The 25,043-nt window shown below is 55.1% G+C and carries 29 protein-coding genes; all 29 read right to left on the bottom strand.

Annotation, left to right across the window (positions count from 1 at the left end; genetic code table 11):
• Nucleotides 1–52: 52 nt before the first annotated feature.
• Nucleotides 53–685 (bottom strand): thioredoxin domain-containing protein, encoded by a 633-nt coding sequence (locus tag P2T68_RS29660; protein ID WP_044275375.1) that lies wholly within the window; start codon nucleotides 683–685, stop codon nucleotides 53–55.
• Complete coding sequence (locus P2T68_RS29655; RefSeq protein ID WP_044275376.1) at nucleotides 685–984, bottom strand: hypothetical protein; 300 nt, start codon at nucleotides 982–984, stop codon at nucleotides 685–687. The genes P2T68_RS29660 and P2T68_RS29655 overlap by 1 nt, the downstream gene beginning before the upstream one ends.
• Nucleotides 981–3,944, bottom strand: a complete 2,964-nt coding sequence (locus P2T68_RS29650; protein ID WP_056791219.1) for a conjugative transfer ATPase — start codon at nucleotides 3,942–3,944, stop codon at nucleotides 981–983. Before P2T68_RS29650 ends, P2T68_RS29655 begins: the two co-directional genes overlap by 4 nt.
• On the bottom strand, nucleotides 3,944–4,387 hold the full coding sequence (locus P2T68_RS29645; RefSeq protein ID WP_050513954.1) for a TIGR03751 family conjugal transfer lipoprotein: 444 nt from the start codon (nucleotides 4,385–4,387) through the stop codon (nucleotides 3,944–3,946). Before P2T68_RS29645 ends, P2T68_RS29650 begins: the two co-directional genes overlap by 1 nt.
• On the bottom strand, nucleotides 4,365–5,855 hold the full coding sequence (locus P2T68_RS29640; RefSeq protein WP_056791222.1) for a TIGR03752 family integrating conjugative element protein: 1,491 nt from the start codon (nucleotides 5,853–5,855) through the stop codon (nucleotides 4,365–4,367). The genes P2T68_RS29645 and P2T68_RS29640 overlap by 23 nt, the downstream gene beginning before the upstream one ends.
• On the bottom strand, nucleotides 5,845–6,738 hold the full coding sequence (locus tag P2T68_RS29635; protein ID WP_093235602.1) for a TIGR03749 family integrating conjugative element protein: 894 nt from the start codon (nucleotides 6,736–6,738) through the stop codon (nucleotides 5,845–5,847). The genes P2T68_RS29640 and P2T68_RS29635 overlap by 11 nt, the downstream gene beginning before the upstream one ends.
• Complete coding sequence (locus P2T68_RS29630; protein ID WP_056791225.1) at nucleotides 6,738–7,391, bottom strand: PFL_4703 family integrating conjugative element protein; 654 nt, start codon at nucleotides 7,389–7,391, stop codon at nucleotides 6,738–6,740. Before P2T68_RS29630 ends, P2T68_RS29635 begins: the two co-directional genes overlap by 1 nt.
• Nucleotides 7,388–7,768 (bottom strand): TIGR03750 family conjugal transfer protein, encoded by a 381-nt coding sequence (locus P2T68_RS29625; RefSeq protein ID WP_056791228.1) that lies wholly within the window; start codon nucleotides 7,766–7,768, stop codon nucleotides 7,388–7,390. Before P2T68_RS29625 ends, P2T68_RS29630 begins: the two co-directional genes overlap by 4 nt.
• A gap of 12 nt (nucleotides 7,769–7,780) precedes the next feature.
• Nucleotides 7,781–8,119 (bottom strand): TIGR03745 family integrating conjugative element membrane protein, encoded by a 339-nt coding sequence (locus P2T68_RS29620; protein WP_056791230.1) that lies wholly within the window; start codon nucleotides 8,117–8,119, stop codon nucleotides 7,781–7,783.
• Nucleotides 8,120–8,136: 17 nt separating this feature from the next.
• The gene (locus tag P2T68_RS29615; protein WP_056791233.1) at nucleotides 8,137–8,376 is read right to left on the bottom strand and encodes a TIGR03758 family integrating conjugative element protein; all 240 of its coding nucleotides are present in this window, start codon (nucleotides 8,374–8,376) and stop codon (nucleotides 8,137–8,139) included.
• Nucleotides 8,373–8,672, bottom strand: coding sequence for an RAQPRD family integrative conjugative element protein (locus P2T68_RS29610; RefSeq protein WP_232925741.1), 300 nt, complete (start codon nucleotides 8,670–8,672; stop codon nucleotides 8,373–8,375). Before P2T68_RS29610 ends, P2T68_RS29615 begins: the two co-directional genes overlap by 4 nt.
• Nucleotides 8,673–8,835: 163 nt before the next feature.
• Nucleotides 8,836–9,075 carry a hypothetical protein gene (locus P2T68_RS29605; protein WP_232925740.1) on the bottom strand — a complete coding sequence of 80 codons (240 nt, stop codon included), beginning with the start codon at nucleotides 9,073–9,075 and terminating at the stop codon, nucleotides 8,836–8,838.
• Nucleotides 9,076–9,314: 239 nt separating this feature from the next.
• A complete protein-coding gene (locus P2T68_RS29600; RefSeq protein ID WP_056791239.1) occupies nucleotides 9,315–10,820 on the bottom strand; it encodes a UvrD-helicase domain-containing protein in 1,506 nt (501 codons plus the stop codon).
• Nucleotides 10,821–10,829: 9 nt separating this feature from the next.
• A complete protein-coding gene (locus P2T68_RS29595) occupies nucleotides 10,830–11,585 on the bottom strand; it encodes a TIGR03747 family integrating conjugative element membrane protein (RefSeq protein ID WP_056791243.1) in 756 nt (251 codons plus the stop codon).
• A 17-nt stretch (nucleotides 11,586–11,602) separates the two neighbouring features.
• Nucleotides 11,603–13,837, bottom strand: a complete 2,235-nt coding sequence (gene traD, locus P2T68_RS29590) for a type IV conjugative transfer system coupling protein TraD (protein WP_056791246.1) — start codon at nucleotides 13,835–13,837, stop codon at nucleotides 11,603–11,605.
• Nucleotides 13,838–14,101: 264 nt separating this feature from the next.
• Nucleotides 14,102–14,605, bottom strand: coding sequence for an integrating conjugative element protein (locus P2T68_RS29585; protein ID WP_106118561.1), 504 nt, complete (start codon nucleotides 14,603–14,605; stop codon nucleotides 14,102–14,104).
• A complete protein-coding gene (locus tag P2T68_RS29580; RefSeq protein WP_056791252.1) occupies nucleotides 14,602–15,159 on the bottom strand; it encodes a lytic transglycosylase in 558 nt (185 codons plus the stop codon). Before P2T68_RS29580 ends, P2T68_RS29585 begins: the two co-directional genes overlap by 4 nt.
• On the bottom strand, nucleotides 15,144–15,923 hold the full coding sequence (locus P2T68_RS29575; RefSeq protein ID WP_073451688.1) for a TIGR03759 family integrating conjugative element protein: 780 nt from the start codon (nucleotides 15,921–15,923) through the stop codon (nucleotides 15,144–15,146). Before P2T68_RS29575 ends, P2T68_RS29580 begins: the two co-directional genes overlap by 16 nt.
• Nucleotides 15,924–15,933: 10 nt before the next feature.
• Nucleotides 15,934–16,644 carry a hypothetical protein gene (locus P2T68_RS29570; RefSeq protein WP_056791255.1) on the bottom strand — a complete coding sequence of 237 codons (711 nt, stop codon included), beginning with the start codon at nucleotides 16,642–16,644 and terminating at the stop codon, nucleotides 15,934–15,936.
• 161 nt (nucleotides 16,645–16,805) lie between these two features.
• A complete protein-coding gene (locus tag P2T68_RS29565; protein ID WP_106118562.1) occupies nucleotides 16,806–19,046 on the bottom strand; it encodes a DEAD/DEAH box helicase in 2,241 nt (746 codons plus the stop codon).
• 101 nt (nucleotides 19,047–19,147) lie between these two features.
• Nucleotides 19,148–20,605 carry a DUF6094 domain-containing protein gene (locus P2T68_RS29560; protein WP_020302982.1) on the bottom strand — a complete coding sequence of 486 codons (1,458 nt, stop codon included), beginning with the start codon at nucleotides 20,603–20,605 and terminating at the stop codon, nucleotides 19,148–19,150.
• Between the two features lie 22 nt (nucleotides 20,606–20,627).
• Entirely contained in the window at nucleotides 20,628–21,233 is a 606-nt protein-coding gene (locus P2T68_RS29555) for a hypothetical protein (protein ID WP_106118563.1), read from the bottom strand.
• Between the two features lie 77 nt (nucleotides 21,234–21,310).
• Nucleotides 21,311–21,574: a hypothetical protein gene (locus tag P2T68_RS29550; protein WP_056791264.1), complete on the bottom strand. Its 264-nt coding sequence runs from the start codon at nucleotides 21,572–21,574 to the stop codon at nucleotides 21,311–21,313.
• Nucleotides 21,571–22,224, bottom strand: coding sequence for a DUF3275 family protein (locus tag P2T68_RS29545; protein ID WP_106118564.1), 654 nt, complete (start codon nucleotides 22,222–22,224; stop codon nucleotides 21,571–21,573). The genes P2T68_RS29550 and P2T68_RS29545 overlap by 4 nt, the downstream gene beginning before the upstream one ends.
• 104 nt (nucleotides 22,225–22,328) lie before the next feature.
• Entirely contained in the window at nucleotides 22,329–22,664 is a 336-nt protein-coding gene (locus P2T68_RS29540) for a hypothetical protein (RefSeq protein WP_020302986.1), read from the bottom strand.
• A 110-nt stretch (nucleotides 22,665–22,774) separates the two neighbouring features.
• A complete protein-coding gene (locus P2T68_RS29535; RefSeq protein ID WP_056791271.1) occupies nucleotides 22,775–23,092 on the bottom strand; it encodes a hypothetical protein in 318 nt (105 codons plus the stop codon).
• 96 nt (nucleotides 23,093–23,188) lie between these two features.
• Nucleotides 23,189–23,695 carry an STY4534 family ICE replication protein gene (locus P2T68_RS29530; protein WP_056791276.1) on the bottom strand — a complete coding sequence of 169 codons (507 nt, stop codon included), beginning with the start codon at nucleotides 23,693–23,695 and terminating at the stop codon, nucleotides 23,189–23,191.
• Between the two features lie 97 nt (nucleotides 23,696–23,792).
• Complete coding sequence (locus P2T68_RS29525) at nucleotides 23,793–24,059, bottom strand: hypothetical protein (protein ID WP_056791280.1); 267 nt, start codon at nucleotides 24,057–24,059, stop codon at nucleotides 23,793–23,795.
• A gap of 304 nt (nucleotides 24,060–24,363) precedes the next feature.
• Complete coding sequence (locus P2T68_RS29520) at nucleotides 24,364–24,669, bottom strand: hypothetical protein (RefSeq protein ID WP_073451686.1); 306 nt, start codon at nucleotides 24,667–24,669, stop codon at nucleotides 24,364–24,366.
• Nucleotides 24,670–25,043: the final 374 nt, after the last annotated feature.

The following is a 25,043-nucleotide window of genomic DNA, read 5'->3' as shown; positions in this document are numbered from 1 at the left end:
ATGAGTGGCAGTTGCCGGCCGCGTGTGTACATGGGGCAAATAAGGTGCGCAACTAGTTTTTTTTCTGAATCAACAAGTCAATTGCCGACAGCAACATCACATCATCGGCAGGGCCTTCCAGTTTTAGAAACCTGCCGGTTTTGTTGTCTCTAATCAGCACAGTGGGTGTCGATGTGACCCCAGACTTCATCGCTTCTTCTGCCTGCCGACTGATGCGTAGAGAGATCTGTTTATTGTTTGCAGCACAGGCCATCAGTGCCTGGTGACCAACGTCGTTGACGTCCAACTGACCATTAAAGCCTAGGCCGTTGCTACGGGTTCGTTCAAAGACCTGGTCGACGGCTTGCCAGAATGCCAGCGCGCCACCCAGCTCTCCTGCGCACTCGACGATTTTGGCTTCGTTTATCGCGGCCGAACCGTGAAAATCCAGTGGCAGATGGTGCCACTGCAAGTTCACGCTCTTCTGCTTCTGAACCCAGGCTTTCAGAGCCGGTGTATAGATCTTGCAATACGGGCATTCAAGATCCGCAAACTCTGTCACAGTCCAGCGAGCATCGGCTGGCCCCAACACCCAAGGTCCGGTGTGCTGTGGTATTTGTGCCTCGCTTTTAATGAGGGCAAGGCATACTAACGATACGCCTGCCAAAACGAGACCTGGAATTGCCCATCGCCTACTAAGACGCATCAGCTCTGAGCCTCTGCCGCGGATTTCGATGACAGCAGCGCTTGTTTGCGCAGGGCTTCAAGAAGCGCGCTCTCCGCGTTCTCGGGTTGCGGGTGCTGCCGAAGCCAGTTGGCCAACGCCGTTTGAAGCTGGGACTCGATGTCACGACGGTCCACTGCACGTATCAAGACCTGTTGCAGTTCTTCTATCAGGACGGGGGCGCAAACCTCTAAAGTCTGCAAAGCATCCTCACCAGGCTGTTCAAGCAACTGGGTCAGACTTTCGATCAGGTTTTGGGTCAAGGAATTCAGTGTTCTCATACGTGGCGCTCCAAGGCCGTGACTTGCTCGGGAAAAGTGATGATGTGAGGTTCGATACCGCGATAGCGGTCTAGCGTTGCTGCTACTTCAATGGCCGCGTCGAGCTCGTTGCAGCCTTTGGCCTGCATTATGTCGTAGCGTTGCTTCTTCTCTTCCGGTTCCGTCATGGCCAAGGCCAGGTACAAACTAGGTGGAACCACCCGGAACAACATTTCCATGCTTTTGGATAGCACTACGCCCTCGGTAAACTTCCCGCTTTCCTTACGTGCGGACAGCATCATCGATTTCTGAGCTGGGGTCAGTTCACGAAAGCGTGCGATCTTCTCCACCTCATCAGGCGGCATATTCAAGCAGATCCACCACTCGATCATGTTGAGTAGGGCCGATGCCTCTGGTGGTACGTCGTCAACGTTTTGAGTGGCCATCCAGAACCAGGCTCCCAGCTTTCGCCACATTTTGGTGATCTTGACGGAGTAGGGTGACAGCAGTGGAACCTTCAACTGGATGTGGCCTTCGTCAGTGAAGAAGATCAGGGGGCGGCCTTTAAATTGATCCCGCTCGGCGATGTTGTTTACCGTGTTGAGCAGCGAAATGTAGGCGATGGCCATCTGTGCGCTGTAGCCTTCTCGGGCATATGTGGCCAAGTCCACAATGGTGATGTCCGCTTCGGGCCATGGCGTACCTGGGCGGTTGAACATGTCGCCTTCAGTGCCCATGCAGAACATGGACAAGGCTTCTGCCATCTCCAGAAAGCGTGAGCTTCGAGCAGCCGGTATACCCGGTTCATGCCCCATCTCTCGCAGTGCATCACAGATGTCTTCTGGAAGCACGATGCGTTGTTCCGCTACACATTTTTGTGCCGCATTGAGAATGCATTGGCGGATGGCGCTGCGATCAGCCCGGGTAAGGCGCGCATCTTCTTTATCCTCCCCGCCAGTGATCATCAGCCTGGCCGTAATTTCCATCTCTCCCAGAATGTCGCGCTGTTCGTCTTCGGTTTGGCTTGCCAGGTGTTCGTCCGAGGCCTCAAGGTCATCAGCCTTGAACGTTTTGACGTTCGCGGTCGGCTCAATGAGTTTTTCAGCATCGGCGAAGGGCGCTAAGCTAACCCCAGATCCTGGTGCGAGCCGGACACGGTTAACCGTCAAACCAAGCTTCTTGGCAAAGTCTCCCAGCAGACCAAAACTGTTGCCGGCCTCAACGATGAAAAGGCGCGGCCGATAGATGGCAACGATCTGACTAAGGATATTCGTTGCGCTGGCCGACTTTCCTGAACCCGTAGGACCGAAGATGAACAGGTGCGCGTTCATCTGGCGGTCCAGCTTGTTCAGCGGATCGAAGGTAATCGGCGCTCCCCCACGATTAAACAACGTGATGCCTGGGTGCCCGGTTCCGGTCGACCGTCCCCAGACAGGAGCCAGGTTCGCAATGTGTTGGGCGAACATCAGTTGCGCGTACCACTCCAGTGCTTTGCGCTCATTGGGATCAAAATTGCCGGGCAACCATCTGAGGTACGAGTTTAAGGGGGCGACCTCATCGCGGGGCTCCACAGGCTCCATGCCCGCTCCCAGCAAGGCACTGCTCAGTTGCAGACTGCGCTCCTGCAGCTCCAAGTCGTCTTTCCCGCGTAGGTAAAACGCTACGCTACCCCGGTACAGCTTGTGCTTGCGGCCAAGCAACTGGCGGGCAACAGCGACGTCTTCGCGAGTCAGGATTGAGGCTTGGGTATCACCAACAGCCTTGCGTGAAAGCTGCTCCAGGTGGCCTTCAAGTATGTCCTGGGGAGTGATCACGAGGGTGATACAGAGAATGGTGTCCTCTGGCATTTTGTCGAACAGCGCGTTGAGCGCATCACCACCCTTGCGTGTTTCACCGGTCAGGTGTCCTGTCTTGGGCGCTTCCCGCAGACGATCAAGCATCACCACGCGGTGGGGCAGACCGTCGAAGTACCACAAGCCTTTCTCTGTGTCCGACAGCGGTTCGCGGTAACACAGGTTTTGCGAAAAGTCGGTCCCGCTGGCCAGCGGCAACTCGCCTTCCTCCGTTACCGGCACCTGCTTGCAAACCACCTCATAAAAACGGCGAATATCAGCGTCTGCAGGGCCGAAATGGTCTGGCCGTGGATTGAACCAGTGAATCAACCAGTGACGTATAGCGTGACCATCCATGCGATGTGTCTTAATGCCCGCGTTCGCCAGGCCGCCTACCAAGCGATCACAGATGATTTTTAGGTAGGGAGCAGGTGCTTGGCCGCGCACGTCTGCTTGTGCCCCCTGAGTGCGTCGGTAGACGACAATGCGGACACGGCGTTGCTGGCCCCTCCAAGGCAGTTGGCTGACCTTGGTGTCTTCAAATAGCCCGCCTGGCTTGGAAATAGCCTCCAGGTGCTGCTTGATCAGCTTCAAGTAAAGCTCAGTGAAGTCACTGCCCTGTGCCCGGGGTTGGATGTAGTCGTGCAGGTGCTGCAGGTAGTTGTCCCAACTGGTTTCGTCCTGAGCGTACAACTGTACGACCCACGGGGAGGTCTCCAACTCATCGAAAGAGTCTTGCAGGGCGTTTTCCAGGGCATCCCGGGCTTTGCGCAACCAGTCGGGATCTCGACCTTCGGTGCCGATCGGTGTCAGCTCGAAGAACGCAGCACGAGACACGCCATCTTCCAGCAGCATGGCTTTTTCCGCCGGCAGATAGTCCACCCACGGTAGAAGATCCACGAAAGAGGGATTCACGTCGTACATTCGGTCGACGTCAGCGGTAGTCGCTGGTTTTTTCTTTGGGTTACGCCAGTCACTCGGCGACGGAATGCCCATGGCAGCCAAGCGTGCGAAATACCGCTCGGTCGCCGCCTCAAAAGACTCAGTCGCTGATGCCTGCACGTCGACGTGCTCGGTAGCATTAGAGGCGAGGTCCGGCTCGACTCGGTCTGAGCTACGTCGTGTTTTAAACCGCTCAAAAAACCTCATTAATAGGCCTCCGTGCGTTCACCGGGCATGGCGTATTGCACGCGCTGGTACAGTGGAAATACTGTTGTGTACCCCGGAATTGGTGCAGGGTCTGAGCCCGCTAGATGGGGAAAGACATACATGACCAGGTCCGGATTGGGCAGGCGCTTAAACTGGCTGTAGATCTCGTTTTGGGCTGTGCGGGTGAATTTGGCAGTGTCGTCCAGGGTCCCAGTCTGGGTAGGTTGCAAAGGCCTACGCAGATCCTGTCGTGCATCGAGCAACTGACGGTTACTCGTGCTATTGCCTGAACCACTGGCACCTTGATCCCAAACATCCATCATCGTGTTGTCGCCATGGGGGAGTAGTTCGTCCTTGCTCGTAGAGCAGCCCGAGGCAATGAGTGAGATGACGATGTATGCACCTAATTTGAGGCCGCAGTTAGTCAAGCGAAGTCGAGGCATGACGGGCTCCTGAGCGATAGTTGACCTTGCGGCCTTGGAGTTCGTAATCGATGGTCAGTTGCTGATCCAAGTGCACCGCGACCTTCGCCCCGGGCTGCACGTACACTGCCGCGAAGGCTTGCCCGTAGAGCTTGTTCACCCAACTGGAGACATCATTGACGCCTTGGCCGATGATCTTGCCCATGGCATCACTCCCCGAGCCGCCAACAGAACCGATGGTCCCGGACTGCGGATTTATAAATGAACTGCTGTTTCCATCAGATTTGATGAGGGAGGCAGCGCCGGCGCCGGCCGCGGTAATCAGTACCTGGGAACCGATGTACTGCGAGGCGTTGCTTTTACGATCGCCACTGATGCACGGAATACCGTAGGCGTCGCTGATCCAGCCCAGACCTCCCTGAATGGTGTTCTGGTTGCCATTGTTCTGGTTATTGCTGTTCTGACTGCCATTCGTTTCTTCTTGTGGCTGTGGCAGCGTCCGTACCGTGCCGTCATTAAAGACAAAAGTCAGGCTTTTGATCTGCCCGCGTACGCAAGATAGAGTCCAGTCGCCGGACGCTGTTCCGCTGGCCACGGCGCCGGCAACGTCGGGCAAATCGATACCGTTGGCGGTGAGGTTGTCCGGACCTATCAGCACTTTGAAGGGGTAGGGGTCGTTGACTGTACCGTCGATGGGCACGCGGCCAATCAGAGCTGACATCGCGACAGAGCCCATCAATGTGGAGTTCTGTGGCAGCGTATAGACCTTGCGTACCTGTTTGCGGGCCTCCTGTGGCGAGATCTCACTCGCAACGTTCTGAGCGCCCGTACGCAGAGCATTTTGCCCACGGTCTACTGACTCGCCGAATGAGGTTGGGAAGTTGAATCCCGAGGCGGTTTGATTGGAACCGGCCGCGATGGGCTTTCCATTGATATCGACAGGGGTTGCGTCCTGCGGCTCGATCCAGACGACATCCGGTCCAGGCGCGCCTTTGAAGTCCTGCCCATCACCAGGCTGAATGCCAAAGCCGATCGGCAAATCAGCGTTCGAAGAGCCTGCGTTCGCAGCTTTGTTACTCAGTGTGTTGTATTGCTGCTGCAGCGTATCCAGGATGGTCTGGCTTTGTTGTTGTGACTCCTGTTTCATTGTTTGCTGGGCGTTTTGCAGCTTGCTGTCAACATTGTCGTTGATCGACTGCAAACGTCTTTGTAGATCAAGGTTTTGTTGCTTCAGCTCATCATTGTTCTTCAACGCATTGGAGACCTGGTCTTTGAGCTGTCTGCTTTCCACGACGATGGTGCGAAGCGTGTCGCCGGGGGTATCGCCGTCAACGCCAAGCTTTTTAGCTTCACCCGTACTGAGCACGAGCGTTTCTGGAGCCTGAGTCTGTTTCTCAGAACTGTCCTTACTGAATAGTTTGACCACCACAAATAACGCCAGGATCGCGAAAGGGATGACTAGGAATTTGACCAGGGGATTACTCTTCACGGCGACCTCCTTTCGGATCGATCTGGCTGACGGCCGCCGGCAGTAACGATTCGGCCAAGCCATGGCCGCGTGTCACCAGATAGACCGTTGTGGTGTCACTTGCATCACCCTTGTTGCCGAGGTAAGGGTGCTGAAACGTCGCCGTGATGAAGTCTCCCATCAGCTCCCGAGGATCCAGTGCAAGGTGCTGAGTGCTGGTGTTGCGCAGTTTCACTGCCGTCACCCAGTAGTCGTCTAACCGCCATGCTCCTAATGCAGAGGCCTCGACCGGCAACGTCGGGAGCAAAGTGGTGAGGTTAAGGCCCCGCTTAAGATTGACCTGGGCGATACCATCCACAGGTTCAACGGTGCGTAGAGGGGCATAGAGAATCTGCGCGGCATAGCGCGTCATGACCACAGGCAGAGGCGTCTCACGGCGCGGAGTCGGCGGATCCTCGTCTTGAACGTTGGGCTCCGACGTGGGGGCCGGAGCGCGGCTGCTCGTCGGCTTTGAGCTAGCCTGCCCGTAACGAGGCAAGGGACCTTCTCCGGAAACAATTTTTACAGGCTCGGCCGCGGCCTGATTTGGTTTACCTTCTGTAGCGATGATATCCACCAACATGATTTCGCCACTGCTCATATTTTGGAGCTGCAGGCGAGTCGGAGGTATGGGTTCTTTGGCCAGAAGGTACAGTGCGCCACCGGTGCTCTGGACGCGCAGCTTATCAACCAAATTCCGGGGCAGACCCACTCGAACATTTTGGTCGACAAAAACAATGCGTTCCTGGCCGGCGATCAAGGGCAGTGCCAGTGGAATTCGGTCCCAGCGTAAGATCTCGACGGCGTTGGCCATGCCGAAGAAGTTGAGCATGAGCAACCCGATAATCAGCAGTCGACGCATCATCACTTGCCTCCCGACCGGGCAGGTTCTGCGGAGACTTCGATGCGCTGAGGGTTACTGCTGTAGCAGTCCCAGGCGAGTCCAAAAGGATTCTTCTCGGGATCAATGTCGTATCGGATGATGTGCAGCGGATAACGCGCTAGTGCCCGTTTCACGCGTTCTCCGCCGTAGTGCTCGTCAGCGGTGATATCCAAGTTGACCGTCCAGTCGTTGATGCTGTGCTGCTCAATATGTTGTTCTGATTTATCGTCAATTCCTCGGCCAGGAATCTCGAATACACCGCGCTCGCGTTTGCGCAACTCCCCACTGTTGCGGCGCAGTTCGAAGTCTTTTTGCAGATAAGCTTTGCAACTGGGCGTCAGGTAGCTTTCCAAGCGGGTAATGTTGTCCTCGTAGTCGGTTTCACCGTCAACGGGCCAACGGTTCATCTGCTGAAAAATGTACAGCCCGAAGGCGTATACCGTCTCCGGTGGAATATCCCACCACTTACGGGTGCTACCTGAACGTAGATCTGGAGGTACATGAACAGTCAGGTCACGCGGTGCGCTCTGCCAGCCATAGGCCATGTACAGCCCCAGGGCGATCAGCAGGCCAATGACCAGGCGCAGGCTGTTGATATGGGACAGTTGGGCGTCCACTTTTTTTCGATAAGTCATTGAGCCCCCGTTCTACGGCAGGTCCACGCACCCGTGCGTGTGATCAGGTGGGCCTTGTTCCAGGTAGGAAGATATCGTGCAATGCTCAGTTGCATCTGGCGGTAGAGCCAGGTGTCCGGTCGGCCGCGTTTCCAACGCCGTAAAAAACGGCTGGAGAGGGTCAGCCCAAGGATCGCAAAGAGCATGGCGGTGGCGATAATCAGCGCCCAGATATGGGTCAAAATTGCTGCCAGAATCCCAATTATCAATCCTGAGCCGGCACTGATCGCTAGGGTTGCCCACATTTCATCGGCAGTGAGGCCGCCCATGATGACCGGCTGATTGTTCAGTCGCACCGGTAGGAAAATTAGCGTCCCATCGTCAGAGAGTTCTGTCATGGCCAAGGCTCGTTAAAGAATGTTAGTTGCCTTGGTGATCAGAAAAATGGCGACACCCAAGATGGCCACACCAACAGCGGCCGTGGCACCGAGATCGCCCCATTTCTTCTTGCCGAGTTGAATTTCGTGATAGGTGCCGAAGGCATGCCACGCTACCCCGCTGAAAATGACGGCGCAGATGATCAGACCGAGCAGAGAAAAACCATCAAAGGCGTAGTTCTGCATGGTTTGCATCAGGTTAGAGCCTTCGCCGCGTGTGGGCGGCTGAGATTGAGGGAGGGCAGCCATGGCCAACTGTGGAAGTGCAATAATGCCGATCAGCAAGCGGCGCGTTTGTTGATGCAAAGTCATAACGAATCTCCAATAAATCAACTGAGAACAAAGGCTGTGAGGATCATGCAAAGCAGCAGGATGCGAACCAAAGAGGTCGAAGCAATCGTCCGGTCAAGGTTGCCTGTGGCCCATCCCCGGTAGCAGCTCCAGACGGCCCAAGCCCCCCACACGAAAATGATGGCCACGGCCACGCCGACGAAAAATAGGTAGCTCGACGAGGCCGGGAAGCCACTCGCCGCTTGAAAGGCGGACGCCTGAGTACCGTTCATGCTCATGGCTTGCGACCTTCGGTGGTGTATTGGCCCGAAAGCTCGGCTGGATCGCGAGGTTGGGCTCGGCTTGGCGTCAGGTAGCCCTCCAAGCCATGGCGGATTCGGGCGATGTCGCCCGCCAGGCGCTGGTAATCGAAGAAGTAGCGTTTACCCGGCTCATCAGCAATTTGTGCGCTGCGACGTGCGGTGTCTTCCAGGGCGTTCAACTGGCGGATCATCACGTCCAGGTTCGCCTGCTCGGAAGCAGAAGCGGCCGCTGCATGGGAGATAGGCAGGCCGAATCCTGAAAGTACGATCAAACCTGTTAGGGCAAGTCGGCGAGTACGTGCGGTGGAACGCAGTGTCTGGATCACGGCTGGGCTCAAGTCATTCCTGTTGCCGTCAGCTTGCCGTGATCTATTTATGGTCGCCGCAAGAAAACCATATTCAGGGGCGCAAGGATTTCTTCAGGCCATAGCGGGCCTAGCAATCGCTTTGAATAGTGCGTTTGAAGAACAGCAGGTAGCCCGTCGGTAAAGCGATGCCATAGGCCCAGCCTTGAGCATTTTGATTGCCGACTTTGACCTCACCTCTGACCACGGGTTGAACGCTGATCAGTTCCCAACCTTCTCGGCCTAGCTGGACAAGGCGCTGTTGATGGTTAGGATCCTGGAGAAATCCTTGAATGTCTGGATCGGTGGTTGGTTCTTCGGACTTGAACATGAGGAGCTTTTTGGTTCGGACGAGGTAGTACAGAGGAGCGAATTCGGTATGGTATTCAAATGCCCGGTGGCTCATGGCGATGCTCTCGGTGTGTGGAGCCGCCAGATTTTCGAAAACACCAGGTCATGCCAATAAGAAATGAGATTTAGAACCCTGTACATTTTCTATGGTAGGTGCCCGTCCGACATCTTGATCCAGGGTGATCGGTATCAGTCCAAGAGCGGACGGGCCAAACATTTTTAGCTGCTCGACACCGAATTGTCACTGTTTATTCTGTTATCCATCAGTTGTGAGGTGCTGGGTGTTCTAGCGTCAACATAGCGCTGCATGATGGACAAAACCATCGAGTTCAGCGCCAAAATTTTCATTGCACGCGTCACGGCCACATACAGTAAATTTAGCTCATCGTCTTTACGCCCCTGATCGATATCGGGGGACAGAGGGTCAGCGCTAAAGTCGTCATACAGGCTGACAAAGTCCCACTCTAACCCTTTGGCTTTATGCCCTGTCGTCAGTGTGATTGTGGCATCCAACTCGTTGTCTACTGACCGAGCGCGCAGTGTCTGGATGCGCTGAGGCAGATCGGGATAGGCAGCGATGATCTTGATCGATCGCAGCATCTCTGTGTCTTGGCTCACCTCGGCAATTTCAACGTATTGCGAGAAGTCCCGGTAATCGCGCAGCAACTTACGGTTTTGCACGGCTTGGTTTTGGTTGCGGCTGAACAGATACAAGTCTTCCAGGTCGCGCAATGAATAACTGTCGATGCCACCTACCCAATAGATCTTTGGATTGCTCGCTACCAAGCTAAGCGCGTTCTCTATGACGCCGGTAACCGTGCGATGGATGTATGTGCGATGCGGTAGGTCTTCAGGAAGCGCACGTTTAACCTGGGTTTTGGGGCCTAACCCTTGCAGCTTTCGAGTTTCACCCTTGTAAAAAAGTATGATGTTAGCCACATGCGCGACTGCTGGACCGAAGCGAAAGCTCTGGGTCAGGTAGTGACGCTCTGCATCGGCCATCCAATCGCTGTTGAGAGCGTCTTCGGCACCACGGAAACGGTAAATCTGCTGGTGAGGGTCGCCGACGGTTACTTTGCAGATGCGCTGTATCCTTACCAAGTCGGCAATGACCGGGTTCACGTCTTGACCTTCATCGAGCAAAATCGCCTTAAACCGCTGGCTCAGGTCAGGTTTACTCAACTGATACAGCTTTAAATATCCATCGTGGGTGATAGACATTCCCGTGTCTTGGAGGTCGATCATCCGGTTCCAGATCGCTTTCGCAACAGCCAGCGCATTGTCCAGAAATCGTTCCTGCGCGCTGGTGAGCATTCGTTGTCCCTGAAACCTTGGAAAGTGTCCGCGGCCGAGTTCGTTATCGGCGCTGGCCATGAAGTTGTTCAGCGTACTCAGTACATCTCGTACCAGCTCCCAGTCCTGCGTGTTGATGGCCCTGGCGATATCGGTAAGGCGTAAGTTATTGGTCTGTTTGGCGGCGTACTGGCTGCCATAGACCGCGTAGGCCAGGCCATGCGCCGTCTTGCAGACCACATTGCGAGGAAAGCGTCCCTTGGCTGCGAGCTCGACGGGTTTGTTGTAGCAGAGATAAAGCATTTTCACCGAGGCGTGGTGGGTGGCATAACCAACCAGTGTTGTGGTTTTGCCTGTGCCGGCGAAGGCTTGGACCAGTAGCTTCTCTGCTGTTGAATCGACGATGGGCTGCTGTTCTTGTGTCCACTGCATGGGCAGCTCCTAGAGGTATTTTTTGAAACTGGAGACAGTGATGTAAACCGATACGCCCAATAACAACGCGCACGGCAGCAAAATAAGCAGGGGGCTGACGCTGATCGGGATAGCCAGGTAAATTGTCCATGGCACGATGGCCAGCGGAATAATGGTTCCGCGTGCTTTGTGATACAGGTAGCTCGACTCACGGCCGGAGCCGAACTTGCGTAGATCACGTCGCACCAGGCCATCCACCAGGCCCGTAAACGCCGCCAGTGCAAACAGTGGGATTGTCAGTGTCAGGATGACCATTCGTACGCAAAAGGTGAGCACGGTATAAAGCATGGCCAAGCCGTAATCCTGGAACTTGATCATGACCCGACCGAGTTCGTAGCGCAGGTCGAACATGCCGGCGTGCTGCGGCGACGTGGAGCGAGCGTATTGGGTCAATGAGTTAATGCTGTCTTGCAGGCCGCTTTTTACCATCAGCCAATCATAGGTCGTTTTTGCCAGCCAGGTTGCGGTGCGCCCCGGTTCTTTGATGACAACGCTATGTAACAAGTCCTGGGACAGCCAGCCTAGTTCATGCTCAAACATCTGCTGGGCGTGCCTCCATCCAGCATCATGCCAAAACACGTACATGCACAGCCACTCAACGAGAATGGCGCCCAGCAGTGAGCCGAACATCACCCCCAGAAAGTGGAAGGGCGCTGAGATCACCATGCCCAGAAAGGATTTTTGCCCTTCCTGCTGTTGCTGGGCTTTTTCCGCGATATCGGCCATCGCTTTGCTCCTTTACGCTAAGCGACTTTGTCGTCGTTGGCCATAAGGCGGAAATCGTCGACCAGGTCTTCGGGTAGCGATTCGCTTAGTGACTGATATCCCGGCGCTTGCCACCATTCGCTGTTGGTTCCTGATCCTTTACGCATTCCTTCAACCAGGGCCTGCAGATCCTTAGGCATCACCTCGTCGGGATCACTTGCCGGCAACGGCATACGGATTTTCCAGAGGTTGCCGCCTTCGATCAGGGCAAAGCATTGTCCCTTGGGCAGAGCAACCACATGCGCCGGCTCGATCATTGGCACGCTGACGCTTTGGATCTGGTCGTGGGTGTTGGAGGTGAAGGCCGTCTTGCCGTTGATTGCATCGTTGGCGCTGCTAGCCGGTGTGCTGGTAAACACCTGAACCTTGGGTAATTGATTGGTCAGCAGCTCGGCAGTGGCGGTCTCGCGCACACGCAACATAAATAAGTTGTTGAAGTTACCGATGACCTGGCCAGCTTTGGCCCGGTTACCGATCTTGGCTTCAATGTCGCTCATGGTCTGGGTATAGGCTGTGACCTGCATGCCGGCGCCGCCGCCTTTGTTGATCATTGGTATAAATTCTTCGCCCATGAGTTCGTTAAACTCATCGGCATGCACGTTAATCGCCACCTTGGCGCCGGAGGCGCCGGGCAAACCGTCGTCGATACCGAACTTGTAGATGTGACCTGCGACTGACACCAGGTCGCTGAACATGGAGTTCCCAACGGCCGCAGCCACTTCGGTATCCGACAATGCATCCAGTCCCACGTAGACCACCGCTCGTTTACGTATTACCTGCATCCAGTCGAAGATGGGCCGCGGATCTTCAAGATCCATGTAGTCAGGCGATAGCAGCTCAGCAATGCGTCCTGTGGTCAGTTTCTCCAGCAGCGGCAGCAGGCTGGCAACGATTTTGTCGAAGTAGGTTTTGTCATAGCGCACTGCTGATCGCAGACCCTCCATTACAGGGTCCGATATGCGCTTCTGAGTCAAGTACATGTCCAAGGCCACTACACGCAGTGGACGGTCCTTCATGGCGAAACTGAGGTTCTTGCGATCGATCTTGCCCTCAAGCTCGACAATGGTCTGCCAGGCTTTAGGATCATGTTCGGCAAAGTGCTTCTGTGCATACTCGATGAAAAGCGCATCGATGTTGGTCACGTGCTTGAGGATCTGCTCGTAGTCTGGCCGACGGCCGAGGGCCACCAAGGCACGTGCGATGATGTTGACGAACCGCCAAGCGAACTCACGGAACGCTGCTGAGTTACCTTCTCCTGATAGCTGACCCGCTATTCGGGTCGCCACTTCGGAAATACGGCCAAAGCGGCCCACGGCGTTGTAGCGTGCAGAGTAGTCAGGCCAACCCAGGTGGAACACATAAAATTCGTCCAGTCGGCCGGCACGCATGCATTCGATGTACATGCGTTTGAGAAGGTCGGCATCGCCTTTAGGATCGAAGACAATCACCACCTCCCGATCAAGGTTCATCTCTTCGTTTTGTGCCGCTGTGCGCTGGCTACGATGGACTGGCTGAACGCGTCGACCCATCTGAACGCGGCGCCGAGACCGGCTTCGGCTACGGGTGCGTCTGATGTCCTGGGTGATAAACAGTTCCGCCAGGCGGGTCTTGCCCACGCGCGTCGTACCCAGCACCAGGGAGTGACCAACCCGTTCACCCAGCGGCAAGCTAACGTCAATTTCATGGGGTTCTATACCGTGTAAACGCGGTAATCCACCCACTGGCGGCAGTGGCCGCACCGGGTTAATCGCTACGTTCCATGAGGTGGCTTTGGTCAGGAGTCTGAGTGGAAAGGGGGCGAACTCCAGCCGCTCCTCGATGCGCCGTGCCAGGGAATAGATCGAGGTTGGCTCGACATACTCGGCGTATTTGGGCAGATAGGTGTCCATCAACCGCTGGGTGTGTTTCTGAGTCCAGCGAAAGCCCTTACCGATGAACAGGCGTTCATTACTGACCGGCATGTCCTTGCTGGTCATGGTGTAGTGGGGGAGACGCCGAATATTGCGTCGATACCGCAATACAACCAAAGCCTGTCTCAGGCGCACATATCCAAGAATCAAAAAGCCAAAGGCGGAAACCGCTCCAAATAAGGGAGTCAGTGCAAAGGCCCAGGGCGCAAAAATACAGAGCAGTGCTGCAGCGGCGCAGACACAGACCGTGTAAAGCTCGACGGCAGGACGAAGCAATGCCTCAATGGTGAAAGAACCAGCCATGGTTGGAGCCTTCTATAGCTAGGGGGTTTTCAATGGGAACTGTTCGTCCAGCTCCTGGCTAACTTGTGATATCTCGTGTGAAGCCAATCGATCAGCTAATTTCAAGCACATTGCGATGGCATCACCTTGTTCTGTCGAGGTCACACGACCGCCATACAGCCAGACCACATACCTCACTTGCTCCAAGATGAGCTGGCATGTTCGCGGGTCTTCCGGTTGTCTGATCACCACGGTGAGTGACTGAGGTGGTGGCATCCTTGCCTCCTATTGCTGAATGGCCGTTGCAGTGATGAGCAGCGGGTAGTGCTTGATTCCAAGACGTTGCGCCAGGTCATTTGATGGGGCTGGTACCATTTGAAGGCCGCTTCCCCAACGTTGCACTTCAGCAAATCGCTCGGCGCTGGCCACGTTGACCACCAGACCAACAGCGTTCAGGTGCTGAAGCTGTTCGAGTCGTTGTGATAGCCAAACCCTTGAGCTTTCATCGTCACCCACAAGAAATAAGGGTTGCAGGCCTGGCGCATTGATTACTCGACCTTGAACCTGACCAGGTGTCAGTTGGTCTGAGCGCACTGGAAACGACCCTTGACCGCGCACTCCGATGTTTTCTAACGGTGCAGACTGGCCGGTAGGTTCTGGTACCAGGTCTTGGTAGTAGGGCAGGGCGGAAACGCCGCCACGGTCTTCCACCACAATCAATGAGCTGGCATTCGCCACAATGGGCGAGATCGAACACAGCAACAGCATTAAGCTTAAGATTCTCTTCATGGGTTGTTCGCCATCAGGTTGATACCGGTTACGCGGCTAAGGTGTTTGGCAAAGGCACGGCGGTAGCGTGCGGCAGGTTCACCTCCAGCCGGTCGGTGGTACCGGCCGGCGGCAGTGATCCAGTCACCCCCCTTGGCTTTTTGTTCTGCCAGGATCTGGGCGGTAACCGAGAGGTTCTTATAGGGATCCAAACCTTCGCAGGGAGAGCTGTAACGGTGGCCATTGGCACCTATGTTGGTTTGACCTAGACCAACGTCGACCCGACTGGGACCAGCGGTTTGAAGCGCAAGCATCAATGCCCTGCACGCATCGCTTCGGGTCGCAAACCGGTAGCCGGCGCCGGCGACATTCAATGTCCATGGCCAGGGCACTATTTGGCCGCGTAGTCGCGTACCGCTCTCCTGCAGTGCGACGGAATAGAGCACCTCGGACGGAACGCCGGCAGGCAGGGCAATCAATTGATAGGCCGGTGGAGGAACCTCCGCACTGTTGGCCAACGCCGCGGCCAACATAAAACAGCCAGCCAATACGGCGCGTACTACTGTCGCTGCCATTGCCCATTCACCTCGCGCACCACAGCAGGTAGCTCGCCGCCGAGCCCAAGGCCAAGCCAGCGGCCGGCATCGTGATTCAGTGTTATCTGGCGGCTGCGTACGCTGGTTGGCTCGATGCCAGCCAGGATCGCCCAACGGCGGATGGTCTCGTCATCACCTTGGCTGCCCACGAAGTACAGATCGAAGGGTTGTTTCTGAGCCTGAAGGTCCTTCACCCGGGCAATACAACTGGTGCAACTGTCTTGAACAAAAACAGCTAATCGACCTGAGCCTTTTAGAGCATTTGTCGCGCCGGAAATTTTAGGAGACAGCGGCTCTGTTGAAATTTGAATGACTTTTTCGTTGGGGTATAGGCGAGCGAAGGCTTGGTCATAGGCCTTTTGATAAGCCAGTTCCTTGTCGATACGTTGCCGTTCAGCTTGCACCTGCAGTTCAGCGTAACGCCGGCGTTCTTCCGCTGATTTAGCTTCGATACCCAGTGCAGTCAGAGGATCCAGTCCTGGTGAATAGATGCCCCGGGGACCTTCCATGACGGTGCGATAGCGACTCCACTCTTGGGGTGTTAATCCCCACTCGCGGGCCAGTTCTGTCTGGCTGGTCCCTTGAGAAGAGTTCTGGGTTTCGCTGTTCTGCGTACTGGTGATGGACGTTGAAGGCCCTGGAGCAGCTGAGCAACCATAAGCCAGCACAATGGCTGCCAAGCCAATAATCAACGAGGCGTTTGAAGCATTCATTTTCTTTGAGAGTGTTCGAAGGCCATACATAAAGGAGGTCCTATTGCGCGACGGTTATGGTTTGCGGCGTTCCGGCCACATCGAAACGTGCGGATTTGCCGTCCAGCCCGTTAAGGCGCCAGGCCGTACCCGCCACGGCATCACCTGGTCGGATGAGGTAGATCTGGTTTAACTGCGTGCTGCCAGGAGGTGCTACAGACAAAAAACGCTCACCGCCCCTGTATTCAATACCGACGATGGTGAAGGGCGGCGCTTGTGGTGTGATAACACTGGTATTGGGCTTCTGGGCGGGACGAGGCTTGCGGACAGCGGCTTTGGGCTTGGACGGAGGAACTGCAGGTTGCTTGGTCTGGGCTTGGCTTAATTCGTGAACACGGCCATCGAGCGATTCGACATTTGCCTTGAGCACCACTAGCTCACCAGAAGACGCGGCATTACGGGAGAGATCCTGCACTGATTCGGTTGCTTGCTTCGCATAGGCCTGTGCGGCATCGATCCGATTTGACAGCGCTTGTTGTCCGGAGCGGAAGTCATCGTTGCTGACCCACTGCTTGCCATCCACAGTGTCCAGCCGTTCATCGACTTTGCTCAGTCGCGTCAGCATTGCATCCAGGGATTCTTTATCAGCAGTCGTAGACATGCTGATTCTGAGTAGGGACAGTTGATGATGTTCATAAGCCAACATGCCCGTCAGGGCGATGAGGCAGAGACTGAGTATCACAGTGGTTCGAGAAGGGCGTGGTAGGTTCATAAGCGTCCTCGCGCAAAAGCGAAGACACCCTCTCAAACCCGCGTATTAGGTGCAGTAGGAAATAGATTTTCCGGGATGCATAGTTTTCGAAAGTTGTAGCAAGACATCAATGAATCACATCTTATGTCCATAAAAATGGCCACCCGGAGGTGGCCATACAGTCATGCAGCAACTAATTGTCTTGCAAGTGCCATTTCAACTGAGTCCCCATCCTGGTTTAACGAATCGAGGCCCGAATCAGGAACATCTCCCGACGTGCTTTGCGCCACGGCGATCTTTTTGGCCATCAGCTGCAGACAGGTGATCTGAGAGCTGTTGGCATAGCCAAAGAAAATCACCCGCACGGCTTGCTTCTGCCCAATCCGCCAAGACCGCCGAGCTGCCTGTTGAAGGGTGTACACGTTGTACCCCGTCTGCAGGAACGCGATGGTCGGAAAGTCGAGCAGATCCAGACCGGTCTTAACCAGCTCCGGGTTAGTGATCAGCACATCGATCCCACGATCTACCTGGTCGAGAATCCAATCCTCGCGCCTGGCGGTATCGACTGACGCCCTTAACACCGCCACCTTCAACCCGGCCTGTTCCAGCAACCGTTTGAGACGTGAAGTGGTGTCACGAGTGCCGCTGTACACGGTGTAGACCAAGACTTTGCGGTCTTTGGCTTTTTCCGTGAGGCAGAGGTCGAGTAGTGCCTGTTCCTTGGGCATACGTTGCCCATCTGCAAAGATCGACGGCACAAAAGCCAGCGTGTCCTTGCTGCGTGGATGTTTGACAATCTCCGGCCGGAAACAGCAGTCTGGCCAGGCCAGCAATACGTTGAGTACAACCCCCAGAAGGGTCGTATCTCGGCGTGCCAGTGCCTGACGAAGCTCCTGGGTCAGTTTTCCTGCCAACTGCTGATAGGCTGAAGCCTGTTCTGCAGACATGGCGATGTCGATGAACTCCTCTTGGTACGCCGGCAACACGTTCCCACCGATATCTTTGAGTTTCAGGAACACGGTAAACGGCAGTACGAACCGGTGGATGCCTTTTGGACCGAAGCCTGGGGCCTTCACCGTTCGCACCGAGAGTTTTTTTCCCTTGGCGGTTTTGTGTGACTCGTTATCTCGCTCGGTGTAGATATCCTTCAATACGCCGTGATCCCGCATGAACGACATGGCCGCAGGGGCCATGCTGCCGCGTGCGTTTGGTCGATAACCGTCCTCGATCATGCGGCGGGTAAGGATCCGAAATAACAGATAAAACAAGTCGTCGGCATAGCCGCCCATAAGCGTACCGGTCAGCAAAACACACTTGCGTGCTTTAGCTGCCAGTACGCCCATGGCCTGGCCCTGAGCAGAACCACTGTTTTTGTACTCATGGCCTTCGTCCACCACTAGTAGGTCGAAATACCCATCAGGCAACTGGCGCTTGATGAACTCCGTGGGTTGGTAACCGCCTTCACCAAAGCCAAACTCGATGTTGGCCATGGCACGTTCCATGCGTTTGGCCTGACGGTCGCTGAAGATGAAATTGCCTTGAGCGTCCATCAGGTTGATGAACTCGCTGACGTTATCGATCAGCATCGAGGCGAGAAAGTCTTCCCCGAAGTCGTTCAGCAGTCTGTCAGCGCGCACCGGGCCAATGGTCGGAATCCGGCACATTGACTTCAAGATGGTTGCTCGGCGTGTTCCGCTTTCAGCTTTGCCTGGGCGCATCAGCGTCCAGAGTGGGCCTTGGCAATGAGGGCAGCTACGACGGCGTTCCTCTTGGTGAAACTCTTCGACGGTTAGCCGGTTGCCTTCCTGATCCTCCAGCAGCCGTCCGCAGTCGGGACAACCTGCAAGGTGATGGGCGCCCCCCACATGACGTGGCCAACACACCGAGCGCCAGTGAAACCCCATCCGCATGCGCACGCGCCCGAGGATGAAGAACTCCTGCCGCCCGTCGTAAGGCTCTTTCAGTTGGTCGCGCAGCTTGAGCAGCTTGACCAGGCTGTCAGGTCCATTGAGTACCCAGACGCGTGCGTCTGGGATGGTTTCGAGAATCTCTCGCCGCCACTTGTAGACCAGGTGTGGAGGCGAAACGATCAAGGTGCGGCGATAGCCGGCTTTGTGCATGACGGCGGCTACAGCGATGGCCATCATGGTCTTGCCAGTGCCCATCTCTGCGTTGATCACTGCAGCCTGCTCGTTACGATCCAACAATAACGCTGCAACGGCTTGTACCACTTCGGCCTGAGCTGAAAAGGGCTGACGTTTGAGTTCATCCATCACCCGTTGCCGTGCTGGGTTGATGTGACCGGCGTAGACCGGTGGGTTTGATCGGTTGAGTGAGTCCAGCAGCTCATCACCGAACTCGTCGATGAATTCGGTCAAACCGATGGAAAGTGGTGAAAGTGGGGTATGTGATAGGTCGTTCATGGTTGTTTCTCCTGGAAGGATAAACAGGGCATGCACGACACCCCTAGGGGTATGGTGAATACCCTGAGGTTTGGATAAGGGAATGCCTTATTGGTAGCGGGTCAGTAGTCCGATGGCAGCAACAAGGTTGTTACGCTTCGGTCGGCTTCAGTGATGATCCAGAGCCGGGTTTCATCCTCGGCGTCGATGTCGTAGCTAGAGAACAGACGCTCTCCAGTAGCCAGGGCTCGTTGGTTACTGCTCCAGTCTTCCTGGGGCAGCTCTCCCCAGTCACCGGAGAAATGCCGTCGCAAGTAGGTGCTTGGGTCGAGATGGCCGTGCTCCACCAGGTGGTGTACCGATTGGGTCAGTACCAACTGTCCAGCTTCAAACGTCACGCGTGAGGTGGTGTCCGAGACCGCCGGTGCAATCGGCTCGTCAGTTTCAGGTTGTCGATCCGCCGAAGAGGTGATGGTGATAACGCGTCCTTGGTTGGCAGATCCCGGCGTCATGTCCCATGCCCGAATGATAGGCACGAAACGATCGGTCAGGATCCTTACCTCAGAAACGTTACCGTCCTGGTCTTCGGTAAACTCGGTCTTGCGAACCTTGTCTTTGTAAGTATCGCCTTTGAGCACCAGCACTCGCCCGGACTTCGAGGTAACGACGCCCGATATTGCGCCGGCAGCCAGGGCTAATGCCAAGTGCCACCGGGACAGCTCACGTACTGGTGGTCGTGGTTGAACACCCGTTTGACCAAAGTGCAGGGTGAAGTCTGGCCACATGCCGCGAAGCTGTTTGACTTCAGCGCTTAGCTGCTCCGGTTCGAGGCTGATGCGATAGAAGTGCTCCAGTTCGCTGGTCGACGACAGGACCCTATAGGGCTCCCAAGACCAACTCTCAGGTAACACTTCTGCATTCAACGTCCCGGCGCCAATCGCCTGAAGGCGTGCGCGTACGTATTTGACTTCTTGCGGTCGAGCCAGGTCTTGGCGGCGGATTCGTATACCGAATATCACCACCTGTTTGAAGGTTGGATCAGCGGCATTGTAAATCCGCAGTTCAGTGAAGTGATTGCATAGCCAACTGCAGAGTTCGTCGTCCAGCACATAGTGTGGAACGATGAACACCAACACCCCGCCGTACTGCAGCAGTGGAAGCGCCCGTTGATAGAACATTTTCTCCAGACGCCGGCGACCGCTACCTTGGTACTGTGAGGCACCTGCATGGTCAGCGACCAGGTCACCGTAGGGCGGGTTAAGCCAGAGCAAGCCAAAGGCCTGGCGGCTGATCATGGTGTCCATCAGATCGCTATGCAGCACACGATCCAGGAGCGTCCTGCAATGCGCAGCACGCTCCTGGTCGTATTCAACTGCGAATGTGTCTGTGCGGTCTCGCCCAAGAAAATGTGCTGCTTCGGCCAGGGCAACCCCTTCGCCGGCACATGGATCGCAGATCCGCATTTTGCCGGTGGGAGAGGGGGCCAATGCCTGCAGGGTCCGTTCCAGAGTCGTTTCGTCGGTAGGGTAGTAGCCATTGCGAGCGAAGTTGCGTGCCAAGCGTGGGAACATCAAGGCCATGATGGGGCTCCTGAATCAAGGCTCAAAAGTGAGCGTGGGTTGAGAGATGCCCTTGGCGAATCAGATCGCCCAGGGCGGGTTCAAGAACGTCGAGCTGCAGCGACAAACGCCAGGCCGAGACAGCACCTAACGATCCGGGTAGGGGCTGCAACATGTCGTATTGGGTGAGCACTTCCATAACTGGGTTATGCCAATGCGGTAGCAGCGGTAATGGGCATGTATCCATGACCAGGGGCCACAGCTTTTGATGAGGCGATTGCCCGTCCTGTAGAAGGGCGTAGGAGAAATGATTAGCCCGGTCGGGCTGCGCGCAGCGCCGGTCGAACAGCCAGAGGTGTACCAGGCTGCCGAATAACGTCCCGCGAAATTGCCGGGTGGTTCGTTTTTCCAGCAGGTCGACGTTGGGGAAGACAGGAAGACTCCGGCCGTCGACGACGATATGAAACTGGTCCAGACCGTTTTCAGCGGAGCCGAGGGTCAGTCTGGCCAAGAACTCCTGCAGTGCCGTGTCACGTCCCCAAGCCGAGAAAAACACTAGGTTGCGTTGTTCATCACAGACGAAAGCATCGACGTAAAGGTCAGGACATTCGTCAACCTGATACAGCCGTGTGAGAGAAGGTGTGGACATTGAGCATCCTCCGGATCGGAGGGAGGCCCCGCCCAGAAGGGGCAGGACACTGCCCCTCGGGGTTAATGGTTGGTGGGTTATCGATCGCGCTTGAATGAGCGGGTGTGTGGATCGAAGCTTGTGGTCGTGTCGCCCTGGAACAACGGCGACTGACCTATCATGTAGAGGTTGACCCGGTACAGAGGGCGCAGTTGTAAGGCAGCGTTCGCTTGCGTTTCTATCAGTCCGATTTCGATGAAGTGCTCGCGCATTTCGTCATCATCGGACACTTCGTTGTTGGTCATTTGGTCTTCGACGGTCAGCAGAGTGTGCTCACCGATGTCTGAAAAAGTCGGATTCATGGAGTGCTTCCTTGGTGGTGGAGCTCCCGCAAGGTGGGAGATTGGCAGTTCCAGGTTTGTTGCTTGAAGTCCAGCACATAGCCAAGCTCGCCGAGGCGAGTGCATTGCTGACGTAGGCGCTGACGGTCAACGGTGGTGTCAAGTTTTACCGCATCCCCCAGTGGCCAGATCGTGCCGAACAGAATCGCGTCTAGCTCTGTGGCATTTTCCGAACTGGGAAGTGGCATCCCAAAGGGGGCGTCCTCTGGTGATGACGGTTTATCGACGTTGCTTACAGCCGTCGTGAAGGGTAGCGTTTTGCGCTGTCGCGCAGGCTTTGTTTGAGTTGAAGATGATTCTTCATCTATGGGATCTGGCTCGCTTGGTGAAAGCTTGGCAGCGTCTTCCGCCGTCAAGTTGTCTACGTCGTCGAGGCTCATGCTTTCGAGCTTGGCCCGGATCTCAACCACTAACCGTCCAGCGGTTGAGTAGTACGAGGGGCGTATTTCTGTGATGAGGAAATCGCCTCTGTATTTGCCTTCATCGTATTGGTCGAGAAGCGCGTCTTTGATAACGAACTCGCCTATTGAAGTTGATAGTCGTCCGACGTTGAACTCGCCGTTACGGCCGCTGATGGTACGAATGGCCAGTTGGCCTGGGATGTTGATCATGGGCAGCTCCACACTGCATGGGTGTAAGGCTACGTGCATTACTCGCACAATGAAAAAAGCCCGACAGTGTCGGGCTTGGGGTGGTGCAGTGAGTTCAGAAAGGTTTATGGGCAGGATGTATGAGTTTCCTCCTTGAGTGAGATGTACAGATAGAATGAACCTGGTGGCGATTCTATGCGGTCAAGTTTTAGGTCCAGCCAGACTCGATCCGAGTTGTCGCCGGCAGGCAGCAATCGATAGAGCCCGAAATGGATTTGTGTACAGTCAGGCTGCATATGCAGTTCACGGTAGGCCTCCAGGACTACATCGCCCAATCGGTTACTGATAACTGATACATCCTGTGGGTTTTCGATATGCACCGCTTCTTGCCAGGCCCGAGGCGTAAGAACGACCGGAAGTTTGAGCAAGTCAGACGATACGAGGTTATTGGTGGTAAGCATGTAAATCTCCAGGTGCGAAAACCACCTGGCCCGTTCGGGAGATGGTTTCCCGATGGGTCTTTATGCTGATTTGGAATCAGCTTGAGAGTCAGCCAGTGTTTCCTGGCGGGTTAGTAGTATTCGGGGTGCACAAGCTCATCTTCCAACTCCCAACGAGCCCTTCGATATTCCTTGAGAAGTCCGAACTCCGACAACATTGGGCTGTTTTCGGGATTGAATTCATCTCGATGGTCCATCTTTGCCAATGTGATCACCCCATCCAGTACTTCTAACCAAAGATCAGTAGTAAGGGTGTAGCGCGGATCTTCATCGGGATCGAGTGTCGGGTTGCTCGGCAGTAGCTTATCCAACCTGCTGTAAACACTAGCTTGAGCAGCTAAAAGACCGATTTCGGTCAGCAGCGGCAGTCGTTGAGGATTCATCATCATGGTTTATCTCCAGCGTTCGGAAATCACCAATCCCGAAGGGAGGCGTTCCCTTCGATATGAATATTGAAAGGCGCCCAGGGGGCGCCATGATTTCAATCATGCTGATTGACGTTGTTCAGGATCTGGCTGTCCTTGGCCGTTGTCATCCGAGTCATCTACAGCAGCACGATCCTGGGCAGGAAGGGGCTCAGCAGAATCTTTCGGTTTGGCTTGGTAGACAGTATCGCCATCGACCTTGATCCAGCCGATAAAAAGAAGACGTCCTTTGAGGCTTGCCCCAGGTTGACCCTTCTTATCGCCCTTTTCATAGATAAAGCAGTCGGTCCAGATGTCACCGATACGGAAGCTCACAAGGACCTTCTTTCCTGCATCAACAGCAGCTTGGCTACGACGAATCAGCTTTTCAGCTTCGGCGCCGACGACATTGCAGTCGATGTAGGAGTACTCGGTGTCGTCAGACGAACCGCGTAATGCAGCAACAGTGACAGCCATGAATGGCTTGCCTTTGCCGCGTGGTTTCACTTCACGAATACGGTTGAGATAACCAATACCAGTGGTGTGCAGGTCGAAAAACTTGGTTTCGTTGGTTTGAGTAGTGCTCATGGTGATTCTCCAATTTCGAAATAGCAGAAAGCGGAGAAACACTTCGCCCTTGGGGGAAAGTATTCCCCGCGAGGGTGGGTAGAGCAGACAGTGGAGCTTAGTGCAGCATGAGTTTCATAGCGGCAATCATCACACCAGCGGTTGCTGACATCATGACGCCCATGCGAATAGTCAACTTAACCTCAAGTTGAGATATCTCTGTTCTCAAATCAGCTGACAGGTCAGTACGAAGAGCTGCGATGTCAGATTTAGTGGCCAAACGTGAAAACATATCAGCCTCCAAAGCATCAATTACAGCGTTTGCTTTCTGTTCCGGAACGTTGATCGAAATCAGCGCTTGGTAGAGAGCCAGTTCGGTTTTCATCAGACCTCCAAAAATTGAGAGGCCTGCCCTGACGGGAAAGGCCCGTCATGGGTGGGAAAGGTGCTTCCATCGACTGAGTCGACTGATCGCGCTACCGGAAGCTATGGCGATCTTAGGAGTGGATCAATGCGGTAAACCGCATCGTAGTCTTTCGGATCCAGACTACATGGGCATGTTGCTGACGACGTCAGCTATACATGGGTACAGCATGAAAAGCCTATTGCTGGTTGTCAAGCTCCATGTGAAAAATTCAGAGAAGCCTCCCCAGCGGGAGGATTCCCTGCTGGGGTGAATGAGGAGAGGTTTAGCAAACAGCTGGTGTCAGCTGTTGAGCCTTGCCTCGGGAGCGCGGTTTGCGTGCCGGCTTTTCGACCACACGAGTATTAGCGTTGTACCAAAGATTCAGATCAACACCTTTGGCACGGACCATGGCTGGCAAGTGATCCATATCACGCACCATGCTGTCAGAAATGCAGGGTGGTGGAAGCTGGACGTGAGACTTTGCCTGTGGCTGATCTGCTGGACGTATGTTCGACTTCTTCATGGCACGCAAAAACTCTCGGGCAACAACGCCGAGTGCAAAACCGAAGTTATAAGTGAGTTTGGACATGGTGATTCTCCTGCAGGTTGAAATGCGGAGAAAGCACTGGCCCTGTCGGGGAAGTGATTCCCCGCGAGGTGAGTAACATCAGATGCTTCTATCGACGATTGTCGACCGACCGCGCTACCAGAAGCTCAGCGGTCTTGGGCGAATCAACACGATTGACGTGTCGCAACCTTGAAGATCCTGGTTGCCTGGGCATGATGCCGACGACGTCAGCAAAACACGTACATATCATCGAAGGGGGGATAGTGATGTGTCAAGCGGGGAGGGATATTTCGGGGAGGTCAAAGCAGATCGAATTTTACAGGAGAAGCTACCGAGAGTAGCTGGGTCAACAGTCACTCTCGGATGTAGTACTAAGCGTCTTTCAGAAAAAAATA

The organism is Pseudomonas sp. G11 (assembly GCF_029457515.1).
Lineage (GTDB): Bacteria > Pseudomonadota > Gammaproteobacteria > Pseudomonadales > Pseudomonadaceae > Aquipseudomonas > Aquipseudomonas gorinensis.
This window is presented reverse-complemented; position numbering and strand designations above follow the sequence as displayed.

Bases quoted from the DNA above. Each gene is read 5' to 3' on its own strand.
- P2T68_RS29635 (WP_093235602.1), bottom strand. From the start codon at position 6,738: ATGATGCGTCGACTGCTGATTATCGGGTTGCTCATGCTCAACTTCTTC.
- P2T68_RS29580 (WP_056791252.1), bottom strand. From the start codon at position 15,159: ATGGCAGCGACAGTAGTACGCGCCGTATTGGCTGGCTGTTTTATGTTG.
- P2T68_RS29560 (WP_020302982.1), bottom strand. From the start codon at position 20,605: ATGGCCTTGATGTTCCCACGCTTGGCACGCAACTTCGCTCGCAATGGC.
- P2T68_RS29565 (WP_106118562.1), bottom strand. From the start codon at position 19,046: ATGAACGACCTATCACATACCCCACTTTCACCACTTTCCATCGGTTTG.
- P2T68_RS29570 (WP_056791255.1), bottom strand. From the start codon at position 16,644: ATGAACCTACCACGCCCTTCTCGAACCACTGTGATACTCAGTCTCTGC.
- P2T68_RS29525 (WP_056791280.1), bottom strand. From the start codon at position 24,059: ATGAAAACCGAACTGGCTCTCTACCAAGCGCTGATTTCGATCAACGTT.
- P2T68_RS29535 (WP_056791271.1), bottom strand. From the start codon at position 23,092: ATGATGATGAATCCTCAACGACTGCCGCTGCTGACCGAAATCGGTCTT.
- P2T68_RS29555 (WP_106118563.1), bottom strand. From the start codon at position 21,233: ATGTCCACACCTTCTCTCACACGGCTGTATCAGGTTGACGAATGTCCT.
- P2T68_RS29655 (WP_044275376.1), bottom strand. From the start codon at position 984: ATGAGAACACTGAATTCCTTGACCCAAAACCTGATCGAAAGTCTGACC.
- P2T68_RS29585 (WP_106118561.1), bottom strand. From the start codon at position 14,605: ATGAAGAGAATCTTAAGCTTAATGCTGTTGCTGTGTTCGATCTCGCCC.
- P2T68_RS29645 (WP_050513954.1), bottom strand. From the start codon at position 4,387: ATGCCTCGACTTCGCTTGACTAACTGCGGCCTCAAATTAGGTGCATAC.
- P2T68_RS29650 (WP_056791219.1), bottom strand. From the start codon at position 3,944: ATGAGGTTTTTTGAGCGGTTTAAAACACGACGTAGCTCAGACCGAGTC.
- P2T68_RS29530 (WP_056791276.1), bottom strand. From the start codon at position 23,695: ATGAGCACTACTCAAACCAACGAAACCAAGTTTTTCGACCTGCACACC.
- P2T68_RS29540 (WP_020302986.1), bottom strand. From the start codon at position 22,664: ATGCTTACCACCAATAACCTCGTATCGTCTGACTTGCTCAAACTTCCG.
- P2T68_RS29520 (WP_073451686.1), bottom strand. From the start codon at position 24,669: ATGTCCAAACTCACTTATAACTTCGGTTTTGCACTCGGCGTTGTTGCC.
- P2T68_RS29545 (WP_106118564.1), bottom strand. From the start codon at position 22,224: ATGATCAACATCCCAGGCCAACTGGCCATTCGTACCATCAGCGGCCGT.
- traD (WP_056791246.1), bottom strand. From the start codon at position 13,837: ATGGCTGGTTCTTTCACCATTGAGGCATTGCTTCGTCCTGCCGTCGAG.
- P2T68_RS29605 (WP_232925740.1), bottom strand. From the start codon at position 9,075: ATGTTCAAGTCCGAAGAACCAACCACCGATCCAGACATTCAAGGATTT.
- P2T68_RS29615 (WP_056791233.1), bottom strand. From the start codon at position 8,376: ATGAGCATGAACGGTACTCAGGCGTCCGCCTTTCAAGCGGCGAGTGGC.
- P2T68_RS29600 (WP_056791239.1), bottom strand. From the start codon at position 10,820: ATGCAGTGGACACAAGAACAGCAGCCCATCGTCGATTCAACAGCAGAG.
- P2T68_RS29620 (WP_056791230.1), bottom strand. From the start codon at position 8,119: ATGACTTTGCATCAACAAACGCGCCGCTTGCTGATCGGCATTATTGCA.
- P2T68_RS29630 (WP_056791225.1), bottom strand. From the start codon at position 7,391: ATGACTTATCGAAAAAAAGTGGACGCCCAACTGTCCCATATCAACAGC.
- P2T68_RS29575 (WP_073451688.1), bottom strand. From the start codon at position 15,923: ATGTATGGCCTTCGAACACTCTCAAAGAAAATGAATGCTTCAAACGCC.
- P2T68_RS29660 (WP_044275375.1), bottom strand. From the start codon at position 685: ATGCGTCTTAGTAGGCGATGGGCAATTCCAGGTCTCGTTTTGGCAGGC.
- P2T68_RS29550 (WP_056791264.1), bottom strand. From the start codon at position 21,574: ATGAATCCGACTTTTTCAGACATCGGTGAGCACACTCTGCTGACCGTC.
- P2T68_RS29595 (WP_056791243.1), bottom strand. From the start codon at position 11,585: ATGGCCGATATCGCGGAAAAAGCCCAGCAACAGCAGGAAGGGCAAAAA.
- P2T68_RS29625 (WP_056791228.1), bottom strand. From the start codon at position 7,768: ATGACAGAACTCTCTGACGATGGGACGCTAATTTTCCTACCGGTGCGA.